This is a genomic window from Pantoea sp. C1E2, assembly GCF_056491465.1.
In genome coordinates this window covers 1,693,787-1,717,772 of the sequence record NZ_JBSZHT010000002.1, presented here as the reverse complement: position 1 = coordinate 1,717,772, position 23,986 = coordinate 1,693,787, and the positions used below count along the sequence as shown (strand labels likewise).

Genomic DNA, 23,986 nt, shown 5'->3' with positions numbered 1-23,986 from the left:
TCCGCAACCATAAAAAAAACGGGCAGGTCTTTCCCCAAAATAATTCACGTTTTAGGAAGGCGGCAAGTGTGAGAATCCTCAGGAGCTTACCTAAGTAAGTGACTGGGGTGTGAACACACGTAGCCAACGCACCTACTAACGTGAAGTATGAAGGGTAAACCGGCCCGTTCTTATATTGGCAAATGTTACGGCTTTCAGCCACGTCTGGCTTTCTGAATATCGCGTAAACGTTGTTTTTCTTCATGCGCCATAAAGCGCCAGGCGATAAATCCGACCAGGCCAACCACAAACAGAATCAATGAGGCTAACGCATTGATCTCTGGGTTGACGCCGCGGCGCACGGTGGCAAAGATTGCCATCGGCAGCGTGGTAGCGCCAGGCCCTGTGACGAAGCTGGAAATCACCAGGTCATCGAGTGACAGCGTAAAGGCCAGCAGCCAGCCTGTAACAATCGCCGGAGCAATCATTGGCACGGTAATCACGAAGAACACTTTCAGCGGCGTTGCCCCGAGATCCATTGCCGCCTCTTCAATCGAGCGATCCAACTCGCGCAGGCGGGAGTTGATCACCACCGCCACGTAAGCGGTACAGAAGGTGACGTGCGCCAGCCAGATGGTGAGCATGCCGCGATCGCTCGGCCAGCCAAAGGTGTTGCCCATCGCCACAAACAGCAGCAGCAGAGACAACCCGGTGATCACATCTGGCATCACCAGCGGAGCGGTGAGCATAAACGCAAAACCGCTATGTCCACGGAAACGGCCAAAGCGCACGATGATCACCGCCGCCATGGTGCCCAACACCACCGCCATGGTGGCGGAGAGCGCGGCGATGGTCAGGCTGAGGCCAACGGCATCCAGCATCGCATCGTCCTGAAACAGCACTTTATACCAGTGGAACGAGAAGCTCTCCCACACGGTGACCAGCTGCGAGCTGTTAAAGGAGTAAACCACCAGCAGCAACATCGGCGCGTACAGGAACATAAAGCATGCGACCAAAATCGCTGTGCGCCATGGAGAGCGAATGGTGGGTAACTGATTCATTCCTTCTCTCCTAACTCACGGTTTTGATGCTTGTGGAACCAGATGATTGGCAGAATCAGAATCAACAAAATGATCACTGCCAGCGCCGAAGCCACCGGCCAGTCGCGGTTGTTAAAGAACTCCTGCCACAGGATACGGCCGATCATGATGCTATCCGGCCCTCCCAGCAGTTCAGGGATCACGTACTCCCCCACCGCCGGGATAAACACCAGCATCGAACCGGCAATAATCCCACCTTTAGTGAGTGGCACGATCACACTAAAGAAGGTTTTCAGCGGGCGCGCGCCCAGATCCAGCGAGGCTTCCACCAGCGAGTAGTCGATGCGGGTTAACGCGGTATAGATTGGCAACACCATAAACGGCAGATAGCAGTAAACAATGCCGATATACACCGCGGTGTTGGTGTAAAGGATCACCAAAGGATGGTCGATGACACCCAGCCACATCAGGAAACGGTTGAGAATGCCGTTGTTGTTCAGCAAGCCCATCCACGCGTACACGCGTACCAGGAACGAGGTCCAGGAAGGCAAAATCACCAGCAACAGCAGAATGGTGCGCATTGAAGGCTTACTGTGCGCCACCGCCCACGCCAGCGGATAACCTATCAGCAAACAGATTATCGTGGAGATCCCCGCCACTTTTAACGAGGTGAGATAGGCTTCGGCATACAACGGATCATCGGTGAGCGTGATGTAGTTACCGAGATTCAGCACCAGGTTGAACTGATCATCGGCCCAGGTCACCAGATCGGTGTAAGGCGGAATGGCGCGCGCAATGTCGGCAAAACTGATCTTCAGGACGATCAGGAACGGCAGCAGAAACAGCAGGGTCAGCCACAGGTAAGGCAGTGCGATCACCAGCTTACGGCCATGCAGCATTTTAATGCGCGTGCCCCAGCGTTGCAGCGGTGTACCCACAACTTCCGGCTCGCTGCGTTGAGAAATCTGGCTCATTACGCCTCCTTAAACCGTCAGAACCACACAGCTGTCGGCATCCCAGCACAGGCGAACTTCATCACCCCATGTTGGCGCACCTTTGCGGTAGCGATGTGCATTCTGCAGCTGCGCGCTGATCATCTGACCACTGCGCAGGCGAACGTGATAAATCGACAGGTCACCGAGATAAGCGATATGTACCACTTCGCCGACGGCAAAGTTGCAACCATCTGCCGGTACGTCTTCGCACAGCATCACTTTCTCAGGACGCAGCGCGACGTGCACCGGCACGTTATCAATGATGGACACATCGGTCTGTACTTTCAGCGGATGCACCAGGCCCGGCGCATCAATCACCACACCATCTTCAGCACGCTCGCGCAGCAGGCCGTCAAACACGTTGACCGAACCAATAAACTCGGCGCTATAGCGGCTGGTAGGATGCTCGTAGATCTCTTCCGGCTCACCAATCTGCACGAACTTACCGCGGTTCATGATGGCAATACGACCCGCCATGGTCATGGCCTCTTCCTGATCGTGCGTCACCATCACGCAGGTCGCGCCAACGCGCTCAAGGATATCCACCACTTCATGCTGCATACGGTCGCGCAGTTTTTTATCCAGCGCACCCATCGGTTCATCCAGCAGCAGCAGCTTTGGCCGTTTCGCCAGGCTACGCGCCAATGCCACACGCTGACGCTGGCCGCCGGAAAGCTGATGCGGTTTACGCTTAGCAAATTCCTGCATATGCACCAGCGTCAGCATTTCGGCCACGCGGCTACTGATTTCGCCTTTCGGCAATTTATCCTGCTTCAGTCCGAAGGCGATGTTCTGTTCCACCGTCATGTGCGGGAACAGCGCGTAGGACTGGAACATCATGTTGATCGGGCGCTGATACGGCGGAACGTGTGACAGGTCTTGCCCGTCCAGCACAATCTGCCCGCTGGTCGGTGGCTCAAAGCCTGCCAGCATGCGCAGCAAGGTCGATTTACCGCAGCCGGAAGCACCCAGCAGGGCAAAAATCTCACCTTTATAAATAGTCAGGCTGACATCATCCACGGCGTGCTGGCCGTCAAAAGATTTGGTCAGGTTGCGAATTTCCAGCAGCGGCGTTAACGCCTTAGCCGTTTTATTTGGGGGGCGGGGAATCGCGTCGTTCACTAACATTTCTCCGGCGCTAAGCGGGGTAGCGCGGCACAGCCAGCCGCTGAAATGGCACAACAGAGGCCATCACCGCGCCTCTGTTGTCGTTACAGGTAATCAATACGTTTAAAACGAATCACTTACCACTTTTTACTTTAGTCCATGCACGGGTACGCGCACGATCCAGTTTCGGATCCTGGACTTTGAGCACAAACAGTTTGGCCATCGCATCCGGCGTTGGGTAAATGCCTGGGTTGTTGCGGATATCGGCATTGACCAACTGCAGCGAGGCTTTGTTTCCACTTGCGTAGTTAATTTTGTTGGAAACATCGGCGATGACTTTTGGATCCATCATGTAATTCAGGAACTGATAGGCCGCATCAAGATTTTTCGCGTCTTTAGGAATCGCAAACATATCGAAGAAGGCCAGAGCGCCCTCTTTCGGCACGCTGTAACCCAGGTGCACGCCGTTGTTGGCTTTCTCTGCGCGATCTTTCGCCTGCAGAATATCGCCCGACCAGCCGATGGCCACGCAGATATTGCCATTTGCGAGGTCGTTAATGTACTGAGACGAATGGAAGTAACGGATATTTGGACGCAGCTTCAGCAGCAGATCGGTGGCGGCGCCGGTGTAATCCTTGGCGTCAGAGCTGTTCGGATCTTTGCCGAGGTAGTTCAGCACGGTGGCGAAAATCTCTTCCGGTGCATCGAGGAAGGAAACACCACAGCTTTTCAGTTTTTCCAGGTTTTCTGGCTTCAGCACCAGATCCCAGCTGTTGACTGGCGCATCAGTGCCTAACGCGGCTTTTACCTTATCGACGTTATAGCCGATACCGGTGGTGCCCCACAGATACGGAATCGCGTATTTGTTACCTGGATCGTGCTGCGCGACTTTCGCCATCAAATCAGGATCGAGGTTTTTGTAGTTTGGCAGCTTGCTCTTATCCAGCTCCTGGAAAACGCCTGATTGCAGTTGGCGTGCAAGGAAGCTGGAGGATGGCACCACGACGTCGTAACCGGTTGAACCGGCCATCAGTTTACCTTCCAGCACTTCGTTGGAATCAAACACGTCATAGACCACTTTAATGCCGGTCTGCTTTTCAAAATTAGGCACGGTATCTGGCGCAATATAATCAGACCAGTTATAGACGTGCAGCGTTTTATCCTCTGCCTGAGCACCAACGGCCGCAGCCATCAGCACACCTGCAACCACACCTGGCAACCATTTTTTACGTTGGTTGATCATGTTTTACTTCCTCCTGAGGGGGTCATCACAACGCTGCATACACGCGATCCGGTCGTTGCGTTTTTTCTGTTTAATCACAGACACACAATGAATCAATATTCAGCGGGAGTTTAATAGCAAAAACCTATAGTTGTGCTGAGGTTGCATGTCTCAAGCAGCCCCGCAAGAATAGCCCCCCAGCTTCACGCGTGCCAGATCTCAGCGTAAAAAACGCCTTTTTACGATATTTTATGCATGTTTCTGCCATGGGCTTTGGCACTAGTGGCATAAAGCACGACTAATATCTGGCAATAAAGGGCAAAATGCAGAATAAAAAGTGGTGGGGCTAAAATGAAAACTGCCGCAAAAAGCGGCAGTTAGCGAGGCGGGAAGTTAGTGCAGCATGGCGTGACTGCTGGAACTTGGCTGTCGTTCCTCTTCTTCGTCGCCCACCATCAAGAGATTGTTGGCAAAGGCTTCCATGATCACCATAGAAACGCCCTCTTCACTTTGCTTCATAAAGTGCGAGAACTGGCCAAAGGTTAACCCGGCAGTGGTACTGATCGACTGGCAGACAATCAGCTTGGGTAGATTGTCATCCTGAATATCGATAAAGGCTTTCACCGTGAGCGAACTGGCATTGATCTGCGATAAATCGCCGACCAAAGGAATCAGCGCGGTGGGTTTCACTTCCGCGAGAGCCGAGAAGAGGATGACGTTGTCCACCAGGTCGATTTTTGCATCAAACACCCCGTCAAAATTCTGCATGTGCGGCAGGTGCAGTGCCTGACAGGCATCGCATTCGAACCAGGTGATATTTTGTTGATCCAGCCAGCGACGCAGGATGTCGATGTCAGGAACGACCAGTGAATCCATCGTTATGTCCTGTGGGGTGAAGAAATAAGCGCCTTAGCTTACGGAAAAAGTCTATCTGATGCCACGAAAACCACGTAAAAGCACGCCTAGCCCCCGGTTTTAAGACGATAGCCGGGGCAAGCATGCGCTTCTATCCAGTTAATCATCATGGAAGCAATGTCCAGACCGGTGATGCCCTCAATGCCCTCAAGCCCTGGCGAGGCATTGACCTCCATCACCAGTGGGCCACGATCGGCGCGGAGAATATCCACTCCTGCCACTTCCAGTCCCAGTGTAGATGCGGCTTTCACCGCGATTTCACGCTCCTGCTCAGTAATACTGACCACGCGCGCGGTGCCGCCGCGATGCAGGTTGGAACGGAAATCGCCCTCTTTAGCAATGCGTTCGATGGATGCCACCACTTCATTACCGATCACCAGGCAGCGAATATCGCGTCCCTGCGCTTCTTTAATGAATTCCTGCACCAGGATATGGGCGTTGAGGCCACGAAAGGCATCAATGACGCTCTCCGCCGCCTGGCGCGTTTCCGCCAGCACCACACCAATCCCCTGCGTGCCCTCTACCAATTTCACCACCAGCGGCGCGCCACCGACCATGGCAATCACATCCTGAGTATCGTCAGGCGAAGAGGCAAAACCGGTGATGGGCATATCAATGCCTTCCCGCGCCAGCAACTGCAGCGAACGCAGCTTGTCACGCGCCCGGGTGATGGCGACCGATTCATTCAGCGGATAGCTGCCCAACATCTCAAACTGGCGCAACACCGCCGTGCCGTAAAAAGTGGTCGCCGTCCCAATACGCGGGATAACGGCATCAAAGTGGCCCAGTGCTTCGCCACGATAATGCACCGCTGGCGAATCGGAGTTGATGTTCATGTAGCAGGAGAGCGGATCGATCATCTGCACCTGATGGCCACGCTCTTCCGCGGCGTCACGCAGACGCTTACACGAATATAGCGTTCCATCGCGTGTGAGAATGGCCATTTTCATTGCAGAATTCCTTGTGCTTAGCGCGTTGCCCAGCCCTGTTGATGCAGATAATCCAGCATAAACGGACGCGTTTCTTTGATGATCAGGCGTTGAATCAGTTCGCTCCAGGTTTCCGAACGCTGGTTGCTGTCACGCTGCTGATAATAAGCGATGATTTGGTTATCGTACTGGGCCAGCACGCTTCTATCGACAGATTGATAACGATTTTCATGCACCAGCATTGCCGCTGGCATACGCGGTTTCACGTCGGGTGCAGAGGCGGGATGACCGATGCAGAAGCCAAACAGTGGCAGCACAAATTTCGGCAGTTCCAGCAAATCGGTGACTTGCGCAATGCTATTACGGATGCCACCAATAAACACACCACCCAGCCCCAGCGACTCCGCCGCGACCATGGCGTTTTGTGCCATTAATGCCGTATCCACACAGCCCAACAGCAGCTGTTCGGCGCGTCCGAGATGCGCATCCGGGCAAATCTGCTGATGACGGTTAAAGTCGGCACAAAACACCCAAAACTCAGCGGCGGCGCTCACCCACGGCTGCCCGCCGGTGAGTTGCACCAGCTGTTCACGCTTTTCCTGGTCGCTAATGCGAATAATTGAGGAGCACTGTAAAAAACTGGAGGTCGAGGCCGCTTGTGCTGCAGCGATAATCGCGCTGCGCTGAGCATCATCAATGCCCTGCTCGGTAAAGGCGCGAATGGAACGGTGGCTGCACAGTAAATCTATGGTCGGCGTCATAATCCTCTCCGGTTACTTCTTTTTGTGGTTGTGATTGAACAACTGTGGCGCCATCGCTTGCGCCGTGCGCCACATCATCAGCCAGGCGGCTGGCAGCATCAGCGCGATGCCAAGGAAAAACAGCAGCGTCGCCAGCGACTTCTGCGCTATAAAATCAGGCGCGCTGATCCAGTCATTAACCAGCAGCAGCGCGCCAATCACCGCGAGCACACCAAGCACTTCCAGCAGCAAAACCGGTTTAGGCAACGTGGCCAGATTACGCATGGGCGATTTCCTCTGTTGCTCAATTTGTTAGTCGCATTTTAGACCCGAATATTTCGCTCTGCAGCAAGGCGCAGCTTTCCCCAGCAAGTTAGCTGGAGCCAAACACGTCTGCGCAGTGAAGTATGACGGAAATAGATTGCGGCCATTAGAGTAACAGGCATTTTCTTCTTTGCTTAAGCAGGATGGGCGGGCATGATGTTAGCCATTATTCACGCTGTTCTGTGAAACTGGTCACAAAACAGCAGCGGAAGGAGAGAAGCAATGATTGCAGTGATTTTTGGCCGTTCAAGCTGCCCATACTGCGTACGTGCGAAAGAGTTAGCCACCAAGCTGACCAGCGAGCGCGATGATTTCAACTATCAGTATGTCGATATTCAGGCGACTGGCATCACCAAGGCCGATCTGGAAGCACGTGCCGGCAAACCGGTGACTACCGTGCCGCAAATTTTCCTTGATGACCAGCATATCGGTGGTTACACCGAATTCGCGGCCTGGACGAAAGAAAACTTGGGTGTTGAAGCCTAAGCAAACGGGCCTGCGGGCCCGTTTTTGATCGTGCTACTCGGCACGCATCGCCAGCATAATCCGCATCAGGCGGATCAGTAACGCCCCGCATCCTGCCCAAAACAGCGCACTCAAACTCCATGCGACGATCAGCAGCCAACTGTGCATCTGCGTGACGGTCAGCCACATCCAGGCCATGCCCAGCAGCGTACCGACCAGCGCGATCCACAGCGTGCTAATTAATGGACTATCCGGCTGCAACATCGCCATTAACATGCCCGGCAATAAAAACAGCAATAATTCAGGCTGACCACGAACTGCTTGCTCCGCAGCGACCGCCCAAAAATGATGTGCAAAAATAAACACCAGCGTATAAAGCATCACACCCAGAACCGATGCTGGCCAGCGATTATTGCGCTGCAACATAACCATCCTCAACTTTGTTGTTAACAATATTGAAACGTTTACTGCCCTGATGCGCACAAGTGGAAATAAAAAGAAACAGCCGCCGGCAGAAGGATTAAAAACTGCTGATAGCTGAGGAAGTTATTTATGATTAGAATGACGCCGTTTTAAATAATGGTCTGCACCTTCCTGGCGGCAAGGACATTCACAGCTGCCACAAGATAGCGAAAAAAGGCCTTTTCATCAACTTGTTACAGGTAAAGAAGAAGTTAAACCGTGAACATTAACGTCGCAGAATTGTTAAGCGGAAATGACGTTCTGTTATTATTTGTCGTCTTAGCCCTTGGGCTGTGCTTAGGCAAATTACGTCTCGGCTCGGTACAGCTAGGAAATTCCATTGGTGTCCTCGTTGTTTCATTGATTTTAGGTCAGCAGCACTTTGCGATAAATACTGACGCACTCAGTCTCGGCTTTATGTTGTTTATTTTTTGTGTCGGTGTTGAAGCCGGACCTAACTTTTTCTCGATCTTTTTCCGCGACGGTAAAAACTACTTTCTTCTTGCCATTGTCATGGTAGTCAGCGCCCTGCTCGTTGCGTTGGGACTCGGCAAAGTGTTCGGCTGGGATATTGGTCTCACGGCGGGCATGCTGGCCGGTTCCATGACTTCTACACCAGTGCTGGTTGGCGCGGGTGACACGCTGCGGCAGAGCATCAGTGACAGCCATCAGCTCAATATGATGCAGGATAACCTCAGCCTCGGTTACGCCCTCACCTATTTGATAGGTCTGGTCAGCCTGATCTTTGGCGCGCGCTATCTGCCTCGTCTGCAACATCAGGACTTACCCACCTGCGCGCAGCAGATTGCGCGTGAACGCGGTCTGGATGCTGACAGCCAGCGCAAAGTGTTCTTGCCGGTCATCCGCGCCTATCGCGTCGGCGCGGAATTGGTGGAATGGAGCGGCGGCAAAAACCTGCGCGAGCTGGGCATTCACCGCCAGACCGGCTGCTACATTGAACGCCTGCGCCGTAACGGGATTCTCGCCAGTCCGGATGGGGATGCGATGCTGCAACTCGGCGATGAAATTTCGCTGGTGGGCTATCCTGACGCGCACGCACGCCTCGATGCCAGTTTCCGAAATGGCAAAGAGGTGTTCGACCGTGATTTGCTCGACATGCGCATCGTCACCGAAGAGATTGTGGTGAAGAACCACAATGCGGTGAATAAACGCCTGAGCCATCTGAAACTCACCGATCACGGTTGCTTCCTCAATCGGGTGATTCGCAGCCAGATTGAGATGCCGATTGATGACAGCATTATGCTGAACAAAGGTGATGTGCTGCAGGTCAGTGGTGAAGCGCGCCGTGTGAAAAGTCTGGCGGATCGCATCGGCTTTATTGCGATTCACAGTCAGATGACCGATCTGCTGGCCTTCTGCGCCTTCTTTATCATCGGTTTGATGATCGGCATGATCACCTTCCAGTTCAGCAACTTCAGCTTCGGTATCGGTAATGCTGCCGGTTTGCTGTTCGCGGGAATCATGCTCGGCTTCCTGCGCGCCAACCATCCGACCTTCGGCTACATCCCGCAAGGGGCGCTGACTATGGTGAAGGAGTTCGGTTTGATGGTGTTTATGGCGGGTGTTGGCCTGAGCGCCGGCAGCGGCCTGCAGCATGGCCTCGGCAGTGCGGGCGCCTTGATGTTGCTGAGCGGCCTGTTGGTCAGTTTGATCCCGGTGGTGATTTGCTATTTGTTTGGCGCCTACGTGCTGCGCATGAACCGCGCGCTGCTGTTTGGTGCCATTATGGGCGCACGCACCTGTGCTCCGGCCATGGAGATCATCAGTGATACGGCACGCAGTAGCATTCCGGCACTGGGCTATGCAGGAACTTATGCGATCGCTAACGTTTTGCTGACGCTCGCCGGCACGCTGATTGTGATAATTTGGCCGCTTTTGCCTTTTTAAAAATATTTTTACGCCGTTCAGAACTTTCTATTTGGGGCGCAGTCTGAATAAGTGCCACTGCTTTTCTTTGAAATCCCCAAATTGTGGAGCCCGCCGGTCACTGACTTGCGGGTTTTTTTATGCCTGTAATCCCTGCCGCTTAAGGTTCTCCTAAGCGTAAATTGCGACCCTGCGATTCTGGTTTCGCTATTTTCAAACATTCATGCAACTTTCATCAAAGTTAAACACTCCAACAACCCGCGATAAGATTAAGAGCCCGACTATTTATTGTTTGTCTGGTCGCTTTTACGCTATCAACTTTATTTTACTGGCAATTTCGGCACTGGTGTTTATGTGGTGGTCACGCCACGAAAACCTGGATATCGCCATCAGTCAGCGGTGGTTTGACCCACAAACGCAGACATTTCCATTGCAGCACAATCGCTGGCTGGATCTGATCAATCATCGCTTGTTCAAGGATGTGATTATCGCCGGTGCGGTATTGATGTTGTTACGTGGGGTGCAGATACGCGATGGCCGTCGCGTGCTGGTGGCCCTGCTGTTTGGTATGGGGCCGTTAGTGGTGGGCATCCTGAAGGCGCACAGCGCGCACTCCTGTCCGTGGGATTTGGCGATGTTTGGCGGTAAGGCAGCCAGTTTTGTACTGCTGGATCCCACACCGGTCAATAGCGGTCCGGGGCAATGTTTCCCAGGCGGTCACGCTTCCAGCGGCTTTGCCCTGATGGCGCTGTTCTTCCTGTGGTGGCCCGAGCGTCCACGCCGCGCCGTCATCGCACTGTTGTTCGGAATCGCGGTCGGTTTGCTGATGGGATACGGCCAGGTGATGCGCGGTGCCCACTTCTTCTCTCACAATCTGTGGTCGGGATGGTGGGTGTGGCTGAGCCAGGTGCTGATTTTTGCTGGTGTTTCTTTTTGGGTAGACAAGATGAGGAAAAGCAAACGTGATGGAAGCGCTCAACCATAGCCTATTTCTATGGATCAACGCCACGACGGATTCACCGCCATGGTTGATTAACCTGGCGACCTTTATCGCCAAAGATGTGATTGCCATTGTCCCACTGCTGATTGTGGCATTGTGGTTTTGGGGACCGCGTGAGCAGGTGCAATCTCAACGCGCGCTGGTTCTGAAAACCGGCATGGCGCTGATTTACGCGTTAAGTATTTCCTGGTGTGTCGGCCAGCTGCTGCCACATCCGCGCCCGTTTGCCATTGGCTTTGGACATCAATTCCTGGCACACGCCGCCGATGACTCTTACCCCAGCGATCATGGCACCACCATCTTTACCTTTGCGCTGGCGTTTATCTTCTGGCACCGCCTGTGGTCAGGGGTGATTTTACTGGCGGTCGGCAGCACCATTGCCTGGTCGCGCGTCTATCTGGGCGTACATTGGCCAATGGATATGCTGGGCGGATTTTTGGTGGGATTACTGGCGTGTCTGGCTTCGCATATGGCATGGCAGCTGTATGGCGACCGCATGCTGGCGTTTACGCATCAGGTGTATCGCTCACTGTTCGCCATGCCGATCAAAAAAGGCTGGGTGCGCGGATAGTATAAAGGGCGACCCGCTCGGGTCGCCTCATATCGGATTAGCTAAACCACTTTCCAAACCAACCGTTGAATTTCATCATGATGAAATCCCAGATACGGCCAACAAATCCGCCCTCCGGCACCGCTTCCATCACCACCAGCGGGCGCTGATCTATCGTTTTGCCATCCAGCTGGAAATCAATGGTGCCCACCACCTGATTCTTCTCCAGCGGTGCTTCCAGCTGCGGTGAATTCAGGGTGAAACTCGCCTTGAGGTTTTTCATCTGCCCTTTCGGCACCGTGATCGCTGCGTCTTTCGCCACGCCTAGATTGACCTGACTCTGCTCACCAAACCACACGCGCTGCTGGGCAAAAGGCTTATCCGTTTTTATCGGCGTCACGGTTTCGTAGAAACGGAAGCCCCAGGTCAGCAGCTTCTCACTTTCACGGAAGCGAATCGCATCGGTTTGCGTGCCCAGCACCACCGAAATCAAACGCATATCTCCGTCCACGGCAGACGCGACCAGGTTATTACCCGCGCCCGAGGTATGTCCGGTTTTAATCCCATCCACCTTGAGGTTACTGCTCCACAGCAGGCGGTTACGGTTCATCTGCTTAATATGATTAAAGGTGAACTCTTTCTCGCTGTTTAACGCATACTCTTCAGGCACATCGCTAATCAGACGCTGGCCGATGATCGCCATATCGCGCGCGGTACTGTATTGGCCATCAGCATCCAGACCGTGCACGGTCATAAAGTGGGTATTCTGTAATCCAAACGCCTTAACGTAATTGTTCATCAGACCGATAAACGAGTCCTGGCTACCGGCGACATAATCGGCCAGTGCGATGCAGGCATCATTGCCTGACTGAATCACCACGCCCTTGTTGAGTTCAGAAACCGGAATGCGGTCACCGGGTTTGAGGAACATCAGCGAGGAGCCGCGCAATTTCGGGTTGCCGGTTGCCCATGCGTCCTGACCGATGGTCACCAGATCATCGTTATGGATCTTGCCGGACTTTAACGCCTGGCCGACGACATAGCTGGTCATCATTTTGGTCAGGCTGGCGGGATCCAACCGCTGGTCGGCATTGGACTCTGCCAATATTTTGCCGCTGTTGTAGTCCATCAGAACCCAGGCTTTGGCCTCGATTTGCGGTGCAGCAGGCGCCTGTTCAGCCTGAGTGGTGACGGGAAGGAAAAGCACTAATAATGAAGTGGCAGCCAGCGGCCGCAAGGCAGAAATGACGGAATTTTTTCTCATGAGCGTGACCAGATTGTCCTTGTTAAATCATGGTTTTCTAGCAGGTAAGACATGTCTTATTAAAAGCTACACGCTTACCACCTGCGAACAAAACCATCCAACCGTAAAGTTTTATAGAGTTTATTAGAGTAACCCTGGCACCAACCCCGATGCGCTGCCACTTTTCCTGTTCTGCCGTAGTGGAAAAAGTGAGAGAAATTCCGATTTTTCGCAGAACGGTTAAGCCAGTCACAAAATTCCGCTAACCTGATGCCAATCAGCCCGAGGAGAACCACGATGGACTTAGCCGTTTTCGATCTGGACGAAACCCTGATTTGTGAAGACAGTACCAGCCTGTGGCTGCGCTGGCTGGTCTCACAGGGATTTGCCCCCGAAGCACTCATCTCTCAGGAACAAGCCTTGATGGAGAAATACCATGCCGGCACCCTGTCGATTGAAGAGTATATGAGTACTACGCTTTCCCCGCTCGCCGGTATGGCGACCCTGACGGTTGAGGGTTGGGTGCGGCGTTTTATCCATCGCGATATTCTGCCACGCGTCTTCCCCGCCGCACGAGAACGCATTAACTGGCATCAGCAACGCGGCGACACCGTGATGATCATTACCGCCAGCGGCGATCATCTGGCGGTGCCGATTGCGCAACGTTTGGGGGTTCATGGCGCGTTGGCGATTGGCGTTGAAGTGGTAGACGAGCGCTACAGCGGACAGATTTATGGCACCGCCACCTATCGTGAAGGGAAAGTCACCCGTTTGAGCGACTGGAAAGCTTTACAACAGGATCAACGTTTTGATCGTACATGGGCTTACAGCGACTCCATGAACGATTTACCGCTGCTCAATCACGCGGATCACGCCTGGGTGATCAACCCAAATGCGCTGCTGCTGGAGCAAGCACAGCAGCGCGGTTGGGAAGTCTGTAACTGGGTACGTTAAGTTAACCGCGTGAGGCGCTGGCGGGTTCCGCCAGCCCTACTTTCAGCAGTTTGCCGTTGGCTTCATCGGTGAGCACATAGAGATAACCATCCGGCCCCTGACGCACATCGCGGATACGTTCACCGCGATCCTCCAGCAATCGCTGCTCTTCGACCACTTTCTCACCGTTCACCCGCAAGCGAATCAGGCTTTTTTCCTTCAAAGCGCCGATAAAAAGGGAATTTTTCCACTGTGGAAAACGTGCGCTGTTGTAAAACGCCATCCCGCTGATGGCCGGAGACACCTTCCACCAAAACTGCGGTTGTTCCGTGCCGGCCACGTGCGTGCCCTGCGCTTCCGGCACTTTCTGTCCGCTGTAATCAATACCGTAGGTGGCCAATGGCCAGCCGTAATTTTTGCCTTTCTGCGGGATATTAACTTCATCGCCGCCGCGCGGGCCGTGTTCACTCTCCCACATCTGCTGCGTCCACGGATTGAAAGCTAGCCCCTGCGGATTACGCATGCCATAGGACCAGATTTCTGCACGCGCGTCTTTGCGCTGGACAAAGGGATTATCCGCTGGGATTTCACCGTTCTGCGTCAGACGCACGATTTTACCTGATAGCTTGTCGAGCTGTTGGGCACTGAGGCTGGAAAAGTTGTCGCCAAACGCAATGTAGAGATAGCCCTGGCCATCAAATGCGAGGCGAGTTCCAATATTGGCGCCGCTGGAGAGCTTGGGTGTCTGCTCCAGCACCACCTTAAAATCACTCAATTGACGATTATCTTCACTGAGTCGGCCATAACCCACCACCCCGCCAGCCCGCCCTTCAGCATCTGCCGTGGTGTAACTGAGCCACACGCGGCGGCTCTGGGCAAAGTCGGGGGCCAGCACCACATCCAGTAAACCACCTTGCCGATTAGCCCAGACTTTTGGCACGCCGCTAATCGGCTGCGACAGTCCTTTACCTGGCTGCCAACTGCGCAGTTGCCCGGATCGTTCCGTAATTAACAATGTTTGATTGTCGGGCAAAAAAGCCACCGACCACGGATGGTCGAGTTTGTCCTGAAGTACCTGAACCTGAACATCAGCAGCCAGGGTCGAATGGGCATAACTCAATGCGCCAAGCAACAGCGCGACAGGCAGTAAACGCATGGGATTCTCCTTTATCACGGTCTGCCGTTAAGGGTAGTCAGCCAGTAAGAAAGGATGTGCAGGATTTACAAAACATTAAGCCCGACATAACGCCGGGCGACGGGATTAAGGCGCTGAGAAGGCCACTACATCACGCACCATCTCATCGATGCCTGGACGCACATCGTTGAGCGTAATCGGCGCGCTGTTGTTGGGCAGTGACTTGCCGAAGGCCTTACGTACGGCTTTGATCATCGGTTTTCCGGTCTGCGCATCGACCGCTTCCACCTCCAGGAACAGCGCACTGTTCTGGGTGCGATGGCCGGTGGCCGCCATGGTGCTGGCGACAACCGCCGCAATCGGCACCACTTCATAGAACTGCATCCCTTCGTTTTCCGCCGTTACCGCAGTAATTGCGCTCTTCACCCGCAGCGTACGCGCACCCGGTTTCGCGACGACAGGCTTACGCTCTGCCACAGCCCGTTTTAACTGGCTATCGGTGTATTGACGAATTTCATCCAAAGTCTGCTGGCTGATGCGTTCAGTCGGACGCGCAGCAGGGTAATAAACCACCGGTTCAAACACCACATTCGTGTAATTCGCGCTGTGATAATCCGGTGAGATCCAGCGCAATGTCGGTTTCCCGCTCGGTGACTGTTCAGATTTTAACTGACTGTAATCGCCGAGGAACCCGGAATACTGCTGTTTATCCGCAACATGAGAGGTACAACCCACCGCCAGCATGGCCAGCGTTAAAGCAGGAATATAAAGACGAAATCGCATGAGAAGGCCCTTATAAGAGGTAAATCGCTTCTCAAGTGTAGAGCGCACGCTGCGCTTTAGCGGGGAATTTTCTCAGAATGGGAGAAGAAACCACCTGCATTGCAGGTGGTTAGGGGAATCACTCGAAGCAGGTCTCAGGATTCTCAGACAACGAAATGAAACTTTCGCCACCTTTGGTCAGGGCAATGATTCCACCGCTCTCAATATCATAAACCCATCCATGCAGGCGAACTTTGCCTTTGCGCAGCGCAACGGCTACTGAAGGGTGTGTTTTGATATTGTGCAGCTGGGCAATGACGTTCTCTTTGACCATCTCTTTGAGTCGGGTTTCCACCGCTTCATAGTTACGCTCTTCCACCACGGCTTTCGCGGCATTGGCGTAATGCAACCAGTGATCGACCGCGGGCATGCTTTCTAAATCCGCATTAGAAGCGATGGCGTTCATGGCACCACAGTTGGAGTGACCGCAAATGATGATTTCAGTGACGCCCAGCGCGACCACCGCGTATTCAATCGTCGCGGACACACCACCCGGTTCTGGACCAAACGGCGGCACAATATTACCGGCGTTACGGATCACGAACAGCTGGCCTGGCTCGGATTGGGTGACTAATTCAGGCACCAGACGGCTGTCTGAGCAGGAGATAAACAGGGCTTTGGGATTCTGGTTTGACGCCAGACTTTTGAAAAGATCCTTCCTTTCAGGGAACACATTCTGTTGGAAATTCAGAAAACCTTTAACGATCTCTTGCATTTGTCTGCTCTCACTTTATCCGCATCTGCGCTGGCGGTACGATCTGCACCGTCAGCACGCGTTCAAATTCTTCAGTGCGGTGAATAACTTACAATCACCAACCGAGCATTTAAGCAAAACAGGCTGGATTACACAACTCGGATCACCGTTAACGCTTCGCAGCCGCAAAGCTAATCGGCGACGATTTGAGCTGATAACGGCTCTGATAAGCATAGCGGGAAACACTCATTTTGCGGTTAAGGAGATTCTTACATCACCTATACATTTTCCCTCGCAACCTCTGTACAATCCCCCGCCTATCCACACTAATTATGATGAATTATTATCCTTATGAGCCATGTCAAAAATCCGCCGCGCGTAGGCTTCGTCTCACTCGGCTGCCCAAAAAACCTCGTCGACTCTGAACGCATCCTGACGGAACTGCGTACTGAAGGCTACGATGTGGTGCCACGCTACGATGATGCGGAGATCGTCATCGTTAACACCTGTGGATTTATTGATAGCGCCGTACAGGAATCACTGGAAGCGATCGGTGAAGCGCTGAACGAGAACGGCAAAGTGATCGTTACCGGCTGCCTCGGCGCCAAAGTAGATCAGATCCGTGAAGTGCATCCCAAGGTGCTGGAGATCACTGGTCCGCACAGCTACGAGCAAGTGCTGTCACACGTGCACACCTATGTGCCAAAGCCGGAGCACAACCCGTTCCTGAGCCTGGTGCCAGAGCAAGGCGTTAAGCTGACGCCACGCCACTACGCTTACCTGAAAATCTCCGAAGGCTGTAACCATCGCTGCACCTTCTGCATTATCCCGTCCATGCGTGGCGATCTTGATAGCCGTCCGATTGGTTCGGTGCTGGATGAAGCCAAACGTCTGGTGGAAGCCGGCGTGAAAGAGCTGCTGGTGATCTCACAGGATACTTCGGCTTACGGCGTTGACGTGAAACACCGCACCGGTTTCTGGAATGGATCCCCGGTGAAAACCAGCATGGTGAGCCTGTGCGAGCAGCTGGCGAAACTCGGCGTATGGGTGCGCCTGCACTATGTCTACCCGTACCCGCATGTGGATGACGTGATTCCGCTGATGGCCGAAGGCAAAATCCTGCCGTACCTCGATATTCCATTGCAGCACGCCAGCCCGCGCATTCTGAAGCTGATGAAGCGTCCTGGTGCGGTTGAACGGACGCTGGAGCGCATCAAACGCTGGCGTGAAATTTGCCCGGAACTGACGCTGCGTTCGACCTTTATCGTCGGCTTCCCCGGTGAAACCGAAGAAGATTTCCAGATGCTGCTCGACTTCCTGAAGGAAGCGCGCCTGGATCGCGTCGGCTGCTTCCAGTACAGCCCGGTTGAAGGCGCGACTGCCAACCAACTGCCGGACCAGGTGCCAGAAGAGGTGAAGCAGGAGCGTTTCGATCGCTTTATGCAGCTGCAGCAGAAAATCTCCAGCGAACGTCTGCAGGAGAAAATCGGCCGTGAAGTGCTGGTACTCATCGATGAAGTGGATGAAGAAGGCGCGGTTGGCCGCAGCATGGCCGATGCACCTGAGATCGACGGCGCGGTGTATCTGAATGGCGATCGTCAGGTGAAAGTCGGTGATGTGGTGCGTGTCAAAGTTGAACACGCCGATGAGTACGATTTATGGGGTACGCGCGTTTAACCGTGCTGCTGCTGGTGCGCACGTTTGCGCGCCAGATAATCGGTATCCGATCTCAGCCGATCCCAGCATGATTTGAATATGGCCGCCGCTGCGGCCTTTTCTTTTTCAGTGGTGCGCGGTAACTCGTTACCGTCCGCATCATATTTACGTCCGCCTTTGTGATTGCTATAGCGGCGCGCGCGGGTATATCCCATCTGAATAAATTTTCGCGCCATATCCATGCCGACAAAGTCGTCTTGTGCGCGATAGTCCTCAAACAACTGCATGATCTGAACGGAAGATTCCTGAGCCAATTCCACGGTCCGGAAGCGCCAGAATGGCAGAATTTCGCTCTTATAAGGCTCCACCATCAATACCCCCTGCTCACCGCGTCCTACCTGATAAAGATCTGGCCGCTGTCGGAAATCGATGTTCTTAAAGTCTTGTTCGTAATCAAAGGGTTTCACTGCATTTCTCCTGCACGACATTATCACTTACTGCAATTATTTTTTTGCGGCTCTTAAGCAATGTGCTTTTACACCGATAACTTCTCTACTAGCCTACTTTGCTCAGGGAAAATCATGTTAACGAAAATGAAAATTGTGACTGCCATCATATTGATGCTGTTGGTATTCACCGCTATGCAGGCCATCTCCGGCTCACTGTTTTTATCTTCCCTGATTGCTGGCCAGCATAATTTCACCGCCAGTAACCAACTATCGCATCAACAACGTGAGTTCTCCGATAGCTGGCAAACGCTGGTGAAAACGCGCGTTATCATAAACCGCGTAGCGATTCGCATCCTGAAAAATCAGACCGACGATGCTTCACGCGCTGCCATCAACAAGCTGCTGGTTTCCGCGGGCGCCTCGCTTGATGAAGCCAAACAGCACTTTGACCGCTACAAAAGTGTCCCGCGTATTGCAGGGCAAAGTGCGGCAGCCGCCGAGCGCATTGAAAGCAAATTTACCGCTTATTATCAGCTTTTAAATCAATCCGCTGTGTTCCTGCAAGCCAACAACTACGCCGCCTATGGCGAGCTGGATGCACAGCAAGCACAGGATGATTTGGAAGCGGCCTACAAGCAGTGGCGTGGCGACAACGTTCAGTTAATCAATTCCCGCGCTGCAGATAACGATAGCACTTATCAGCATATGCTGGTGATGGTTGCTGTGATGGCAGTGATTGTGGTGCTGTTGCTGCTGGTGGTGTGGCTGCTGGTTCGCCGCATCCTGTTAGCGCCGATGAAGCAAGTTCAGCAGCAGATGGAGCGCTTTGCCGATGGCGATCTCTCCGCCAGTTTGAAGATTGAAGGACACAGTGAAATGGCCGCCATTGCCGCGAGCCTTAACCATATGCAGCAAGCACTGCTGGGCACGATCAACAATGTGCGCGACAGTGCCGATGCCATTTTCGGCAGTGCCAGCGCTATCGCTAACGGTAATAACGATCTCTCCTCCCGTACCGAACAACAGGCCGCCTCGCTGGAAGAGACTGCCGCCAGCATGGAAGAGCTGACCGCAACCGTAAAACAAAACGCCGATAACGCGCGTCAGGCGACACAGCTGGCGAAAACTGCCTCGGAAACCGCTGACAAAGGCGGCAACGTGGTGGATGGCGTAGTGAAAACCATGCGCGATATCGCCGACAGCTCGAAGAAAATCGCTGATATCACCAGCGTGATCGATGGTATTGCCTTCCAGACCAATATTCTGGCGCTGAATGCTGCCGTGGAGGCCGCACGCGCCGGTGAACAGGGGCGTGGTTTTGCGGTGGTCGCGGGTGAAGTACGTAATCTGGCACAGCGCAGTGCGCAGGCAGCGAAAGAGATTAAGCTGCTGATTGAGGGTTCCGTGCAGCGCGTTAATTTAGGTTCACAGCAGGTGAGCAGCGCGGGCGATACCATGCAGGAGATCGTCAGTGCGGTGACGCGCGTGACCGATATCATGGGCGAAATTGCGTCAGCTTCTGACGAGCAGAGTCGCGGCATCGATCAGATTGGTGTAGCGGTAAACGAGATGGATCGCGTGACGCAGCAGAACGCCACGCTGGTGCAGGAATCCGCTAACGCCTCGGCTTCGCTGGAGCAGCAGGCCAGCAGTTTATCCTCGGCGGTGGCGCGTTTTAAAACCGGGACGCGGGCAGTGATCGCACCGGTGACAAACACGGCGAAAGCCCCTGTCGCACCACCACCACGTGCCCTGGCCGCTGCCGGTGCGCACAGTAACGACAACTGGGAAACTTTCTGAGTCGACAAAAATCCTGGTCGCCATGAATGGCGACCCTACAGGAACAAGTGCAGGTTTGTAGGGCGCGCATTAATGGCGATCCAATGTGCGAAAGTGGGATTTCGTAGGATGCAGATTTATGGCGGACCAATGTACGAAGTGGGATTTCGTAGGGTGCGCATTCATGCGCACCTCTTCAACATTTCAGGTTTTTAACTTCGGATCCAACGCATCCCGCAGCCCATCCCCCAGCAGATTAAACGCCAGCACCGTCAGGAAAATCGCCAGACTGGGGAAGATTGCCACATGCGGCGCAATCACCATATCGGCACGCGCTTCATTGAGCATCGCGCCCCATTCCGGCGTAGGTGGCTGAGCGCCCAAACCCAGGAATGACAAACTTGCTGCCGTGATAATCGACGTCCCGATACGCATGGTGAAATAGACCACAATCGATGACACCGTACCGGGCAGAATGTGACGCATAATAATCGTCCAGTCGGATGCGCCGATACTGCGGGCTGATTCAATAAAGGTTTGATGTTTCAGCACCAGCGTGTTGCCACGTACCAGACGAGCAAATGCCGGAATACTGAAAATCGCCACCGCCACAATCACGTTGCTCATGCCGCTGCCCATGATCGCCACCACCGCAATCGCCAGCAGAATACCGGGGAAAGCAAACAGTACATCACAGATACGCATGGTAATCCGATCCCACCAGCCTTCGTAATAGCCCGCCAGCAATCCCAGCACCGTGCCAATTAGCGCACCGATCGCCACCGAGAAGAAACCAGCAATCAGTGAGATGCGCGTGCCGACCAGCACGCGGCTAAAAATGTCACGTCCCAGCGAATCCACGCCAAACCAGTGCATCATCGACGGCCCGTCATTCAGCCGGTCATAGTCAAAATAGTTTTCCGCATCAAACGGGGCAATAAACGGTGCGATGAACGCCACCACAATCAACAGCAGCACAAATAAGCCCGCCACCATCGCCACATGTTGATGGCGAAAGCGGCGCCAGAATTCGCGCCACGGCGTACGTACCCGGGTTTCCGTCATCATCGGCATGGTTTTCAATGCCGCTGCGCGTCGCCAGTTCTTCAATTGCGACTCCTTATCTGTAACGGATGGCCGGGTTGATCGCCGCGTACAGCATATCGACAATCAAATTAATCAAAATAAACTCCAGCGAGAACAGCAATACTTCGGCCTGAATCACCGGGTAATCACGCATCTCCACCGAGTCCACCAACAAGCGGCCTAAACCGGGCCAGTTAAACACCACTTCCACCACAATCGAGCCACCGAGCAGGAAACCAAACTGCAGGCCCATCATGGTCACCACCGGAATCATCGCATTGCGCAGGCCGTGCTTGACCACCACCAGCGATTCACGAACCCCTTTGGCGCGCGCGGTGCGCATATAATCTTCCTGCATCACCTCGACAAACGAGGCGCGGGTAAAGCGCGCCATTACTGCCGCGACCGCCGCGCCCAGGGTAATGGACGGCAGAATATAGTGTTTCCAGCTGTCGGCGCCGACGGTCGGCAACCAACCCAGCTCCACAGAGAACACCTGCATCAGCAGCATGCCCAAGGCAAAAGCGGGAAAGGAGATACCGGATACGGCCAGCGTCATGCCGATGCGATCGGGCCAGCGGTTGCGCCAGACGGCGGATGTAATGCCGATGGTCATACCGAAAATCACTGCCCACACCATGCTGGTCAGCGTCAGCCACAGCGTCGGGAAGAAGCGTGCGGCAATCTCTTCCGAGACCGGGCGTTTCGACACCATCGACTGGCCGAAATCTCCCTGCAAGGCATTGAGGATAAAGTGCCAGAACTGCTGGATCAGCGGCTGATCAAGGCCCAGCTCCTGACGCACCAGCGCCACCACTGAAGCATCGGCTTCCGGTCCGGCAATCAGGCGCGCCGGATCGCCCGGCAGCAGGTGCACAAACAGGAACACCAGCACCGCGACAATCAGCAGCGTGGGGATCAGCCCCAGTAATCGTTTGAGAAAATAATTGAGCATGCAAAATCCTGCGCAGCAGCGGCCAGCCTCGCAAGGCTGGCCGCGCCTGTTACTTCAGATCCGCCTCATCAAAATTGAATGAGGTGTCGGGCATGACATAAAAACCGGTGAGGTTTTTATTGTTCGCGGAGAGCAACTGCTCAACCACCAGCGGGATCCACGGATGATCGCTCCAGATGCGATCCTGAGCGTCTTTGTACAGTTTGGCTTTCTGTTCACGATCGGTGGTTTTCAGTGCATCGCTCAGATCTTTATCCACCTGCGGATTGCTGTAGAACGCCGTGTTAAAGATGGCTGGCGGCCAGGAGGTGGTAGCAAACAGTGGCGTCAGCGCCCAGTCAGCTTCGCCTGTAGAAGCAGACCAGCCGGTGTAGAACATGCGCACACCGCTCTCTTTCTGCCCTTTACTCTCGACTTCTGCGGCACGCTGACCAGCATCCATCGCGGTGACTTTAACCTTCACACCGACCTGCGCCAGCTGCTGCTGAGTGAACTGCAACACCTTCTGCGCGGTGCTGTGGTTATGAGATGACCACAAAGTCGTTTCGAAACCGTTCGGGAAGCCGGCTTCTTTTAACAGCTCACGTGCTTTGGCCGGGTCATATTTGATCGCCGGGTATTTCTGCGCGAAATCAATCGCCGGTGGCACGATGCCAGTGGCTGGTGTGGCATAACCAGCAAACGCCACTTTGACAAGCGCCTCACGGTTGATTGCGTATTCCAGCGCTTCACGCACTTTCGGGTTATCAAACGGCTTCTGCGTCACGTTGAGACTGATGTAACGCTGCATGATTGATGGCGTGGTGACCACATCAAGCTTGCTGTTGCCCTGCAGCAATTTGGCCTGCTCAAACGGCACCGGGAAAGCAAAGGTCGCTTCGCCGGTCTGCAACATCGCTGCACGGGTGTTGTTGTCCACCACCGGGCGGAAAGTGATGCTATCCAGCTTCGGATAACCTTTTTTCCAGTAGCCATCCCACTTCTTCACCTTGACGAAGTCGGTCTGATTCCAGGTAACAAACTCATACGGACCGGTACCGACCGGATGGAAGCCAATGTCCTTGCCGTATTTCTTCAGCGCGGTAGGCGAAATCATCACTGCCGCCGGGTGCGCCAGATTATTGATGAAGGCCGAGAACGGCTGCTTCAGGGTAATCTTCACCGTGGTCGGATCCACCGCTTCGGTGCTGGCGACATACTTGAACAGGTTATAACGCTTGAGGTGATTATCCGGGTTGCTGGCACGGTCGATGTTGGCCTTCACCGCTTCCGCGTTGAAATCGGTGCCATCCTGGAACTTCACGCCCGAGCGCAGTTTGATGGTGTAAGTTAAGCCATCGCTGCTCGCCTGATAGCTTTCCGCTAACACGTTTTGCAGCTTCATGTCTTTATCGAAGCCGAACAGTCCCTGATAGAACGCCTTGGCCACCGACTGCGACAATGTGTCATTGGCGTCGTACGGATCCATGGTGGTAAAGGTTGACGCCACAGCAATCACCACGTCCTTCGCTGCCCACGCTGGCATCGCCAACGCTGAACTCAACAACCCGGCAGTGATAACCCCTTTTCGCATAATGTGGTGCATTGTTATCGTTCTCCTGTAATCCCTGTCATGCGCG

Annotated in this window: 24 protein-coding genes; 7 read left to right on the top strand and 17 right to left on the bottom strand. The window is 54.0% G+C overall.

Going from position 1 to position 23,986, the window contains the following annotated elements:
* Positions 1 to 194: 194 nt before the first annotated feature.
* The 8 genes from potI to ACXI0A_RS08255 all read right to left on the bottom strand — a co-directional run bounded on the left by potI (position 195) and on the right by ACXI0A_RS08255 (position 7,212).
* Positions 195 to 1,040, bottom strand: a complete 846-nt coding sequence (gene potI / locus ACXI0A_RS08290; protein WP_476149423.1) for a putrescine ABC transporter permease PotI — start codon at positions 1,038 to 1,040, stop codon at positions 195 to 197.
* Positions 1,037 to 1,993 carry a putrescine ABC transporter permease PotH gene (gene potH, locus ACXI0A_RS08285; protein ID WP_224929624.1) on the bottom strand — a complete coding sequence of 319 codons (957 nt, stop codon included), beginning with the start codon at positions 1,991 to 1,993 and terminating at the stop codon, positions 1,037 to 1,039. The genes potI and potH overlap by 4 nt, the downstream gene beginning before the upstream one ends.
* Positions 1,994 to 2,002: 9 nt before the next feature.
* On the bottom strand, positions 2,003 to 3,136 hold the full coding sequence (gene potG, locus ACXI0A_RS08280; protein WP_155287946.1) for a putrescine ABC transporter ATP-binding subunit PotG: 1,134 nt from the start codon (positions 3,134 to 3,136) through the stop codon (positions 2,003 to 2,005).
* Between the two features lie 118 nt (positions 3,137 to 3,254).
* On the bottom strand, positions 3,255 to 4,364 hold the full coding sequence (gene potF / locus ACXI0A_RS08275; RefSeq protein ID WP_224929628.1) for a spermidine/putrescine ABC transporter substrate-binding protein PotF: 1,110 nt from the start codon (positions 4,362 to 4,364) through the stop codon (positions 3,255 to 3,257).
* A gap of 372 nt (positions 4,365 to 4,736) precedes the next feature.
* Positions 4,737 to 5,219, bottom strand: a complete 483-nt coding sequence (locus ACXI0A_RS08270; protein WP_476149426.1) for a YbjN domain-containing protein — start codon at positions 5,217 to 5,219, stop codon at positions 4,737 to 4,739.
* 86 nt (positions 5,220 to 5,305) lie between these two features.
* On the bottom strand, positions 5,306 to 6,208 hold the full coding sequence (gene rimK / locus ACXI0A_RS08265; protein ID WP_224929631.1) for a 30S ribosomal protein S6--L-glutamate ligase: 903 nt from the start codon (positions 6,206 to 6,208) through the stop codon (positions 5,306 to 5,308).
* Between the two features lie 17 nt (positions 6,209 to 6,225).
* Positions 6,226 to 6,948 carry an oxygen-insensitive NADPH nitroreductase gene (nfsA, locus tag ACXI0A_RS08260; protein WP_476149427.1) on the bottom strand — a complete coding sequence of 241 codons (723 nt, stop codon included), beginning with the start codon at positions 6,946 to 6,948 and terminating at the stop codon, positions 6,226 to 6,228.
* A 12-nt stretch (positions 6,949 to 6,960) separates the two neighbouring features.
* Positions 6,961 to 7,212, bottom strand: a complete 252-nt coding sequence (locus tag ACXI0A_RS08255; RefSeq protein WP_476149429.1) for a DUF1418 family protein — start codon at positions 7,210 to 7,212, stop codon at positions 6,961 to 6,963.
* A 261-nt stretch (positions 7,213 to 7,473) separates the two neighbouring features.
* Here ACXI0A_RS08255 and ACXI0A_RS08250 point away from each other — a divergent pair, with 261 nt between their 5' ends.
* Positions 7,474 to 7,737, top strand: a complete 264-nt coding sequence (locus tag ACXI0A_RS08250) for a GrxA family glutaredoxin (protein WP_034820748.1) — start codon at positions 7,474 to 7,476, stop codon at positions 7,735 to 7,737.
* Between the two features lie 33 nt (positions 7,738 to 7,770).
* Here ACXI0A_RS08250 and ybjM read toward each other — a convergent pair whose 3' ends face one another.
* Entirely contained in the window at positions 7,771 to 8,142 is a 372-nt protein-coding gene (gene ybjM, locus ACXI0A_RS08245; RefSeq protein ID WP_224929643.1) for an inner membrane protein YbjM, read from the bottom strand.
* Positions 8,143 to 8,397: 255 nt separating this feature from the next.
* Here ybjM and ACXI0A_RS08240 point away from each other — a divergent pair, with 255 nt between their 5' ends.
* The 3 genes from ACXI0A_RS08240 (at position 8,398) to ybjG (ending at position 11,636) form a co-directional block, all read left to right on the top strand.
* The gene (locus ACXI0A_RS08240) at positions 8,398 to 10,086 is read left to right on the top strand and encodes an aspartate:alanine antiporter (protein WP_476149432.1); all 1,689 of its coding nucleotides are present in this window, start codon (positions 8,398 to 8,400) and stop codon (positions 10,084 to 10,086) included.
* Between the two features lie 202 nt (positions 10,087 to 10,288).
* Positions 10,289 to 11,050 (top strand): phosphatase PAP2 family protein, encoded by a 762-nt coding sequence (locus ACXI0A_RS08235; protein ID WP_224929649.1) that lies wholly within the window; start codon positions 10,289 to 10,291, stop codon positions 11,048 to 11,050.
* The gene (gene ybjG / locus ACXI0A_RS08230; RefSeq protein WP_224930313.1) at positions 11,031 to 11,636 is read left to right on the top strand and encodes an undecaprenyl-diphosphate phosphatase; all 606 of its coding nucleotides are present in this window, start codon (positions 11,031 to 11,033) and stop codon (positions 11,634 to 11,636) included. Before ACXI0A_RS08235 ends, ybjG begins: the two co-directional genes overlap by 20 nt.
* Positions 11,637 to 11,673: 37 nt before the next feature.
* On the opposite strand, the gene ACXI0A_RS08225 is transcribed toward ybjG, so the two are convergent.
* The gene (locus ACXI0A_RS08225) at positions 11,674 to 12,879 is read right to left on the bottom strand and encodes a serine hydrolase (protein ID WP_224929652.1); all 1,206 of its coding nucleotides are present in this window, start codon (positions 12,877 to 12,879) and stop codon (positions 11,674 to 11,676) included.
* Positions 12,880 to 13,155: 276 nt separating this feature from the next.
* Between ACXI0A_RS08225 and ACXI0A_RS08220 the strand changes: the two genes are divergently transcribed.
* Positions 13,156 to 13,812: an HAD family hydrolase gene (locus ACXI0A_RS08220; protein ID WP_224929655.1), complete on the top strand. Its 657-nt coding sequence runs from the start codon at positions 13,156 to 13,158 to the stop codon at positions 13,810 to 13,812.
* A 1-nt stretch (position 13,813) separates the two neighbouring features.
* Here the strand turns inward: ACXI0A_RS08220 and ACXI0A_RS08215 are convergent, their stop codons facing one another.
* From ACXI0A_RS08215 to ACXI0A_RS08205, 3 genes are all read right to left on the bottom strand, one after another.
* On the bottom strand, positions 13,814 to 14,947 hold the full coding sequence (locus tag ACXI0A_RS08215) for a PQQ-dependent sugar dehydrogenase (RefSeq protein WP_476149435.1): 1,134 nt from the start codon (positions 14,945 to 14,947) through the stop codon (positions 13,814 to 13,816).
* A gap of 105 nt (positions 14,948 to 15,052) precedes the next feature.
* The gene (locus ACXI0A_RS08210; protein WP_224929661.1) at positions 15,053 to 15,709 is read right to left on the bottom strand and encodes a DUF3313 domain-containing protein; all 657 of its coding nucleotides are present in this window, start codon (positions 15,707 to 15,709) and stop codon (positions 15,053 to 15,055) included.
* 118 nt (positions 15,710 to 15,827) lie between these two features.
* Positions 15,828 to 16,463 carry a carbonic anhydrase gene (locus ACXI0A_RS08205; RefSeq protein ID WP_224929664.1) on the bottom strand — a complete coding sequence of 212 codons (636 nt, stop codon included), beginning with the start codon at positions 16,461 to 16,463 and terminating at the stop codon, positions 15,828 to 15,830.
* 330 nt (positions 16,464 to 16,793) lie between these two features.
* Between ACXI0A_RS08205 and rimO the strand changes: the two genes are divergently transcribed.
* The gene (gene rimO, locus ACXI0A_RS08200) at positions 16,794 to 18,119 is read left to right on the top strand and encodes a 30S ribosomal protein S12 methylthiotransferase RimO (protein WP_182056420.1); all 1,326 of its coding nucleotides are present in this window, start codon (positions 16,794 to 16,796) and stop codon (positions 18,117 to 18,119) included.
* Here the strand turns inward: rimO and ACXI0A_RS08195 are convergent.
* Positions 18,116 to 18,565, bottom strand: a complete 450-nt coding sequence (locus ACXI0A_RS08195) for a DUF4385 domain-containing protein (RefSeq protein ID WP_211728154.1) — start codon at positions 18,563 to 18,565, stop codon at positions 18,116 to 18,118. The two genes, rimO and ACXI0A_RS08195, sit on opposite strands and share 4 nt — an antisense overlap.
* A gap of 114 nt (positions 18,566 to 18,679) precedes the next feature.
* Between ACXI0A_RS08195 and ACXI0A_RS08190 the strand changes: the two genes are divergently transcribed.
* Positions 18,680 to 20,347: a methyl-accepting chemotaxis protein gene (locus tag ACXI0A_RS08190; protein WP_476149438.1), complete on the top strand. Its 1,668-nt coding sequence runs from the start codon at positions 18,680 to 18,682 to the stop codon at positions 20,345 to 20,347.
* 183 nt (positions 20,348 to 20,530) lie between these two features.
* Here the strand turns inward: ACXI0A_RS08190 and gsiD are convergent, their stop codons facing one another.
* From gsiD to gsiB, 3 genes are read right to left on the bottom strand one after another with little or no spacing between them, the layout of a single operon-like run.
* On the bottom strand, positions 20,531 to 21,436 hold the full coding sequence (gene gsiD / locus ACXI0A_RS08185) for a glutathione ABC transporter permease GsiD (protein WP_160869966.1): 906 nt from the start codon (positions 21,434 to 21,436) through the stop codon (positions 20,531 to 20,533).
* A gap of 10 nt (positions 21,437 to 21,446) precedes the next feature.
* Entirely contained in the window at positions 21,447 to 22,367 is a 921-nt protein-coding gene (gsiC, locus tag ACXI0A_RS08180; RefSeq protein WP_034820789.1) for a glutathione ABC transporter permease GsiC, read from the bottom strand.
* A gap of 49 nt (positions 22,368 to 22,416) precedes the next feature.
* Complete coding sequence (gene gsiB / locus ACXI0A_RS08175; RefSeq protein ID WP_476149440.1) at positions 22,417 to 23,952, bottom strand: glutathione ABC transporter substrate-binding protein GsiB; 1,536 nt, start codon at positions 23,950 to 23,952, stop codon at positions 22,417 to 22,419.
* Positions 23,953 to 23,986 lie beyond the last annotated feature (34 nt).

Coding starts and splice junctions, on each gene's coding strand:
- ACXI0A_RS08235 (WP_224929649.1), top strand. CDS start 10,289: ATGCAACTTTCATCAAAGTTAAACACTCCAACAACCCGCGATAAGATT.
- potF (WP_224929628.1), bottom strand. CDS start 4,364: ATGATCAACCAACGTAAAAAATGGTTGCCAGGTGTGGTTGCAGGTGTG.
- ACXI0A_RS08210 (WP_224929661.1), bottom strand. CDS start 15,709: ATGCGATTTCGTCTTTATATTCCTGCTTTAACGCTGGCCATGCTGGCG.
- gsiB (WP_476149440.1), bottom strand. CDS start 23,952: ATGCACCACATTATGCGAAAAGGGGTTATCACTGCCGGGTTGTTGAGT.
- ybjG (WP_224930313.1), top strand. CDS start 11,031: ATGGAAGCGCTCAACCATAGCCTATTTCTATGGATCAACGCCACGACG.
- ybjM (WP_224929643.1), bottom strand. CDS start 8,142: ATGTTGCAGCGCAATAATCGCTGGCCAGCATCGGTTCTGGGTGTGATG.
- potI (WP_476149423.1), bottom strand. CDS start 1,040: ATGAATCAGTTACCCACCATTCGCTCTCCATGGCGCACAGCGATTTTG.
- ACXI0A_RS08205 (WP_224929664.1), bottom strand. CDS start 16,463: ATGCAAGAGATCGTTAAAGGTTTTCTGAATTTCCAACAGAATGTGTTC.
- potH (WP_224929624.1), bottom strand. CDS start 1,993: ATGAGCCAGATTTCTCAACGCAGCGAGCCGGAAGTTGTGGGTACACCG.
- ACXI0A_RS08215 (WP_476149435.1), bottom strand. CDS start 14,947: ATGCGTTTACTGCCTGTCGCGCTGTTGCTTGGCGCATTGAGTTATGCC.
- ACXI0A_RS08250 (WP_034820748.1), top strand. CDS start 7,474: ATGATTGCAGTGATTTTTGGCCGTTCAAGCTGCCCATACTGCGTACGT.
- nfsA (WP_476149427.1), bottom strand. CDS start 6,948: ATGACGCCGACCATAGATTTACTGTGCAGCCACCGTTCCATTCGCGCC.
- rimK (WP_224929631.1), bottom strand. CDS start 6,208: ATGAAAATGGCCATTCTCACACGCGATGGAACGCTATATTCGTGTAAG.
- ACXI0A_RS08255 (WP_476149429.1), bottom strand. CDS start 7,212: ATGCGTAATCTGGCCACGTTGCCTAAACCGGTTTTGCTGCTGGAAGTG.
- ACXI0A_RS08220 (WP_224929655.1), top strand. CDS start 13,156: ATGGACTTAGCCGTTTTCGATCTGGACGAAACCCTGATTTGTGAAGAC.
- ACXI0A_RS08270 (WP_476149426.1), bottom strand. CDS start 5,219: ATGGATTCACTGGTCGTTCCTGACATCGACATCCTGCGTCGCTGGCTG.
- gsiC (WP_034820789.1), bottom strand. CDS start 22,367: ATGCTCAATTATTTTCTCAAACGATTACTGGGGCTGATCCCCACGCTG.
- ACXI0A_RS08190 (WP_476149438.1), top strand. CDS start 18,680: ATGTTAACGAAAATGAAAATTGTGACTGCCATCATATTGATGCTGTTG.
- rimO (WP_182056420.1), top strand. CDS start 16,794: ATGAGCCATGTCAAAAATCCGCCGCGCGTAGGCTTCGTCTCACTCGGC.
- ACXI0A_RS08225 (WP_224929652.1), bottom strand. CDS start 12,879: ATGAGAAAAAATTCCGTCATTTCTGCCTTGCGGCCGCTGGCTGCCACT.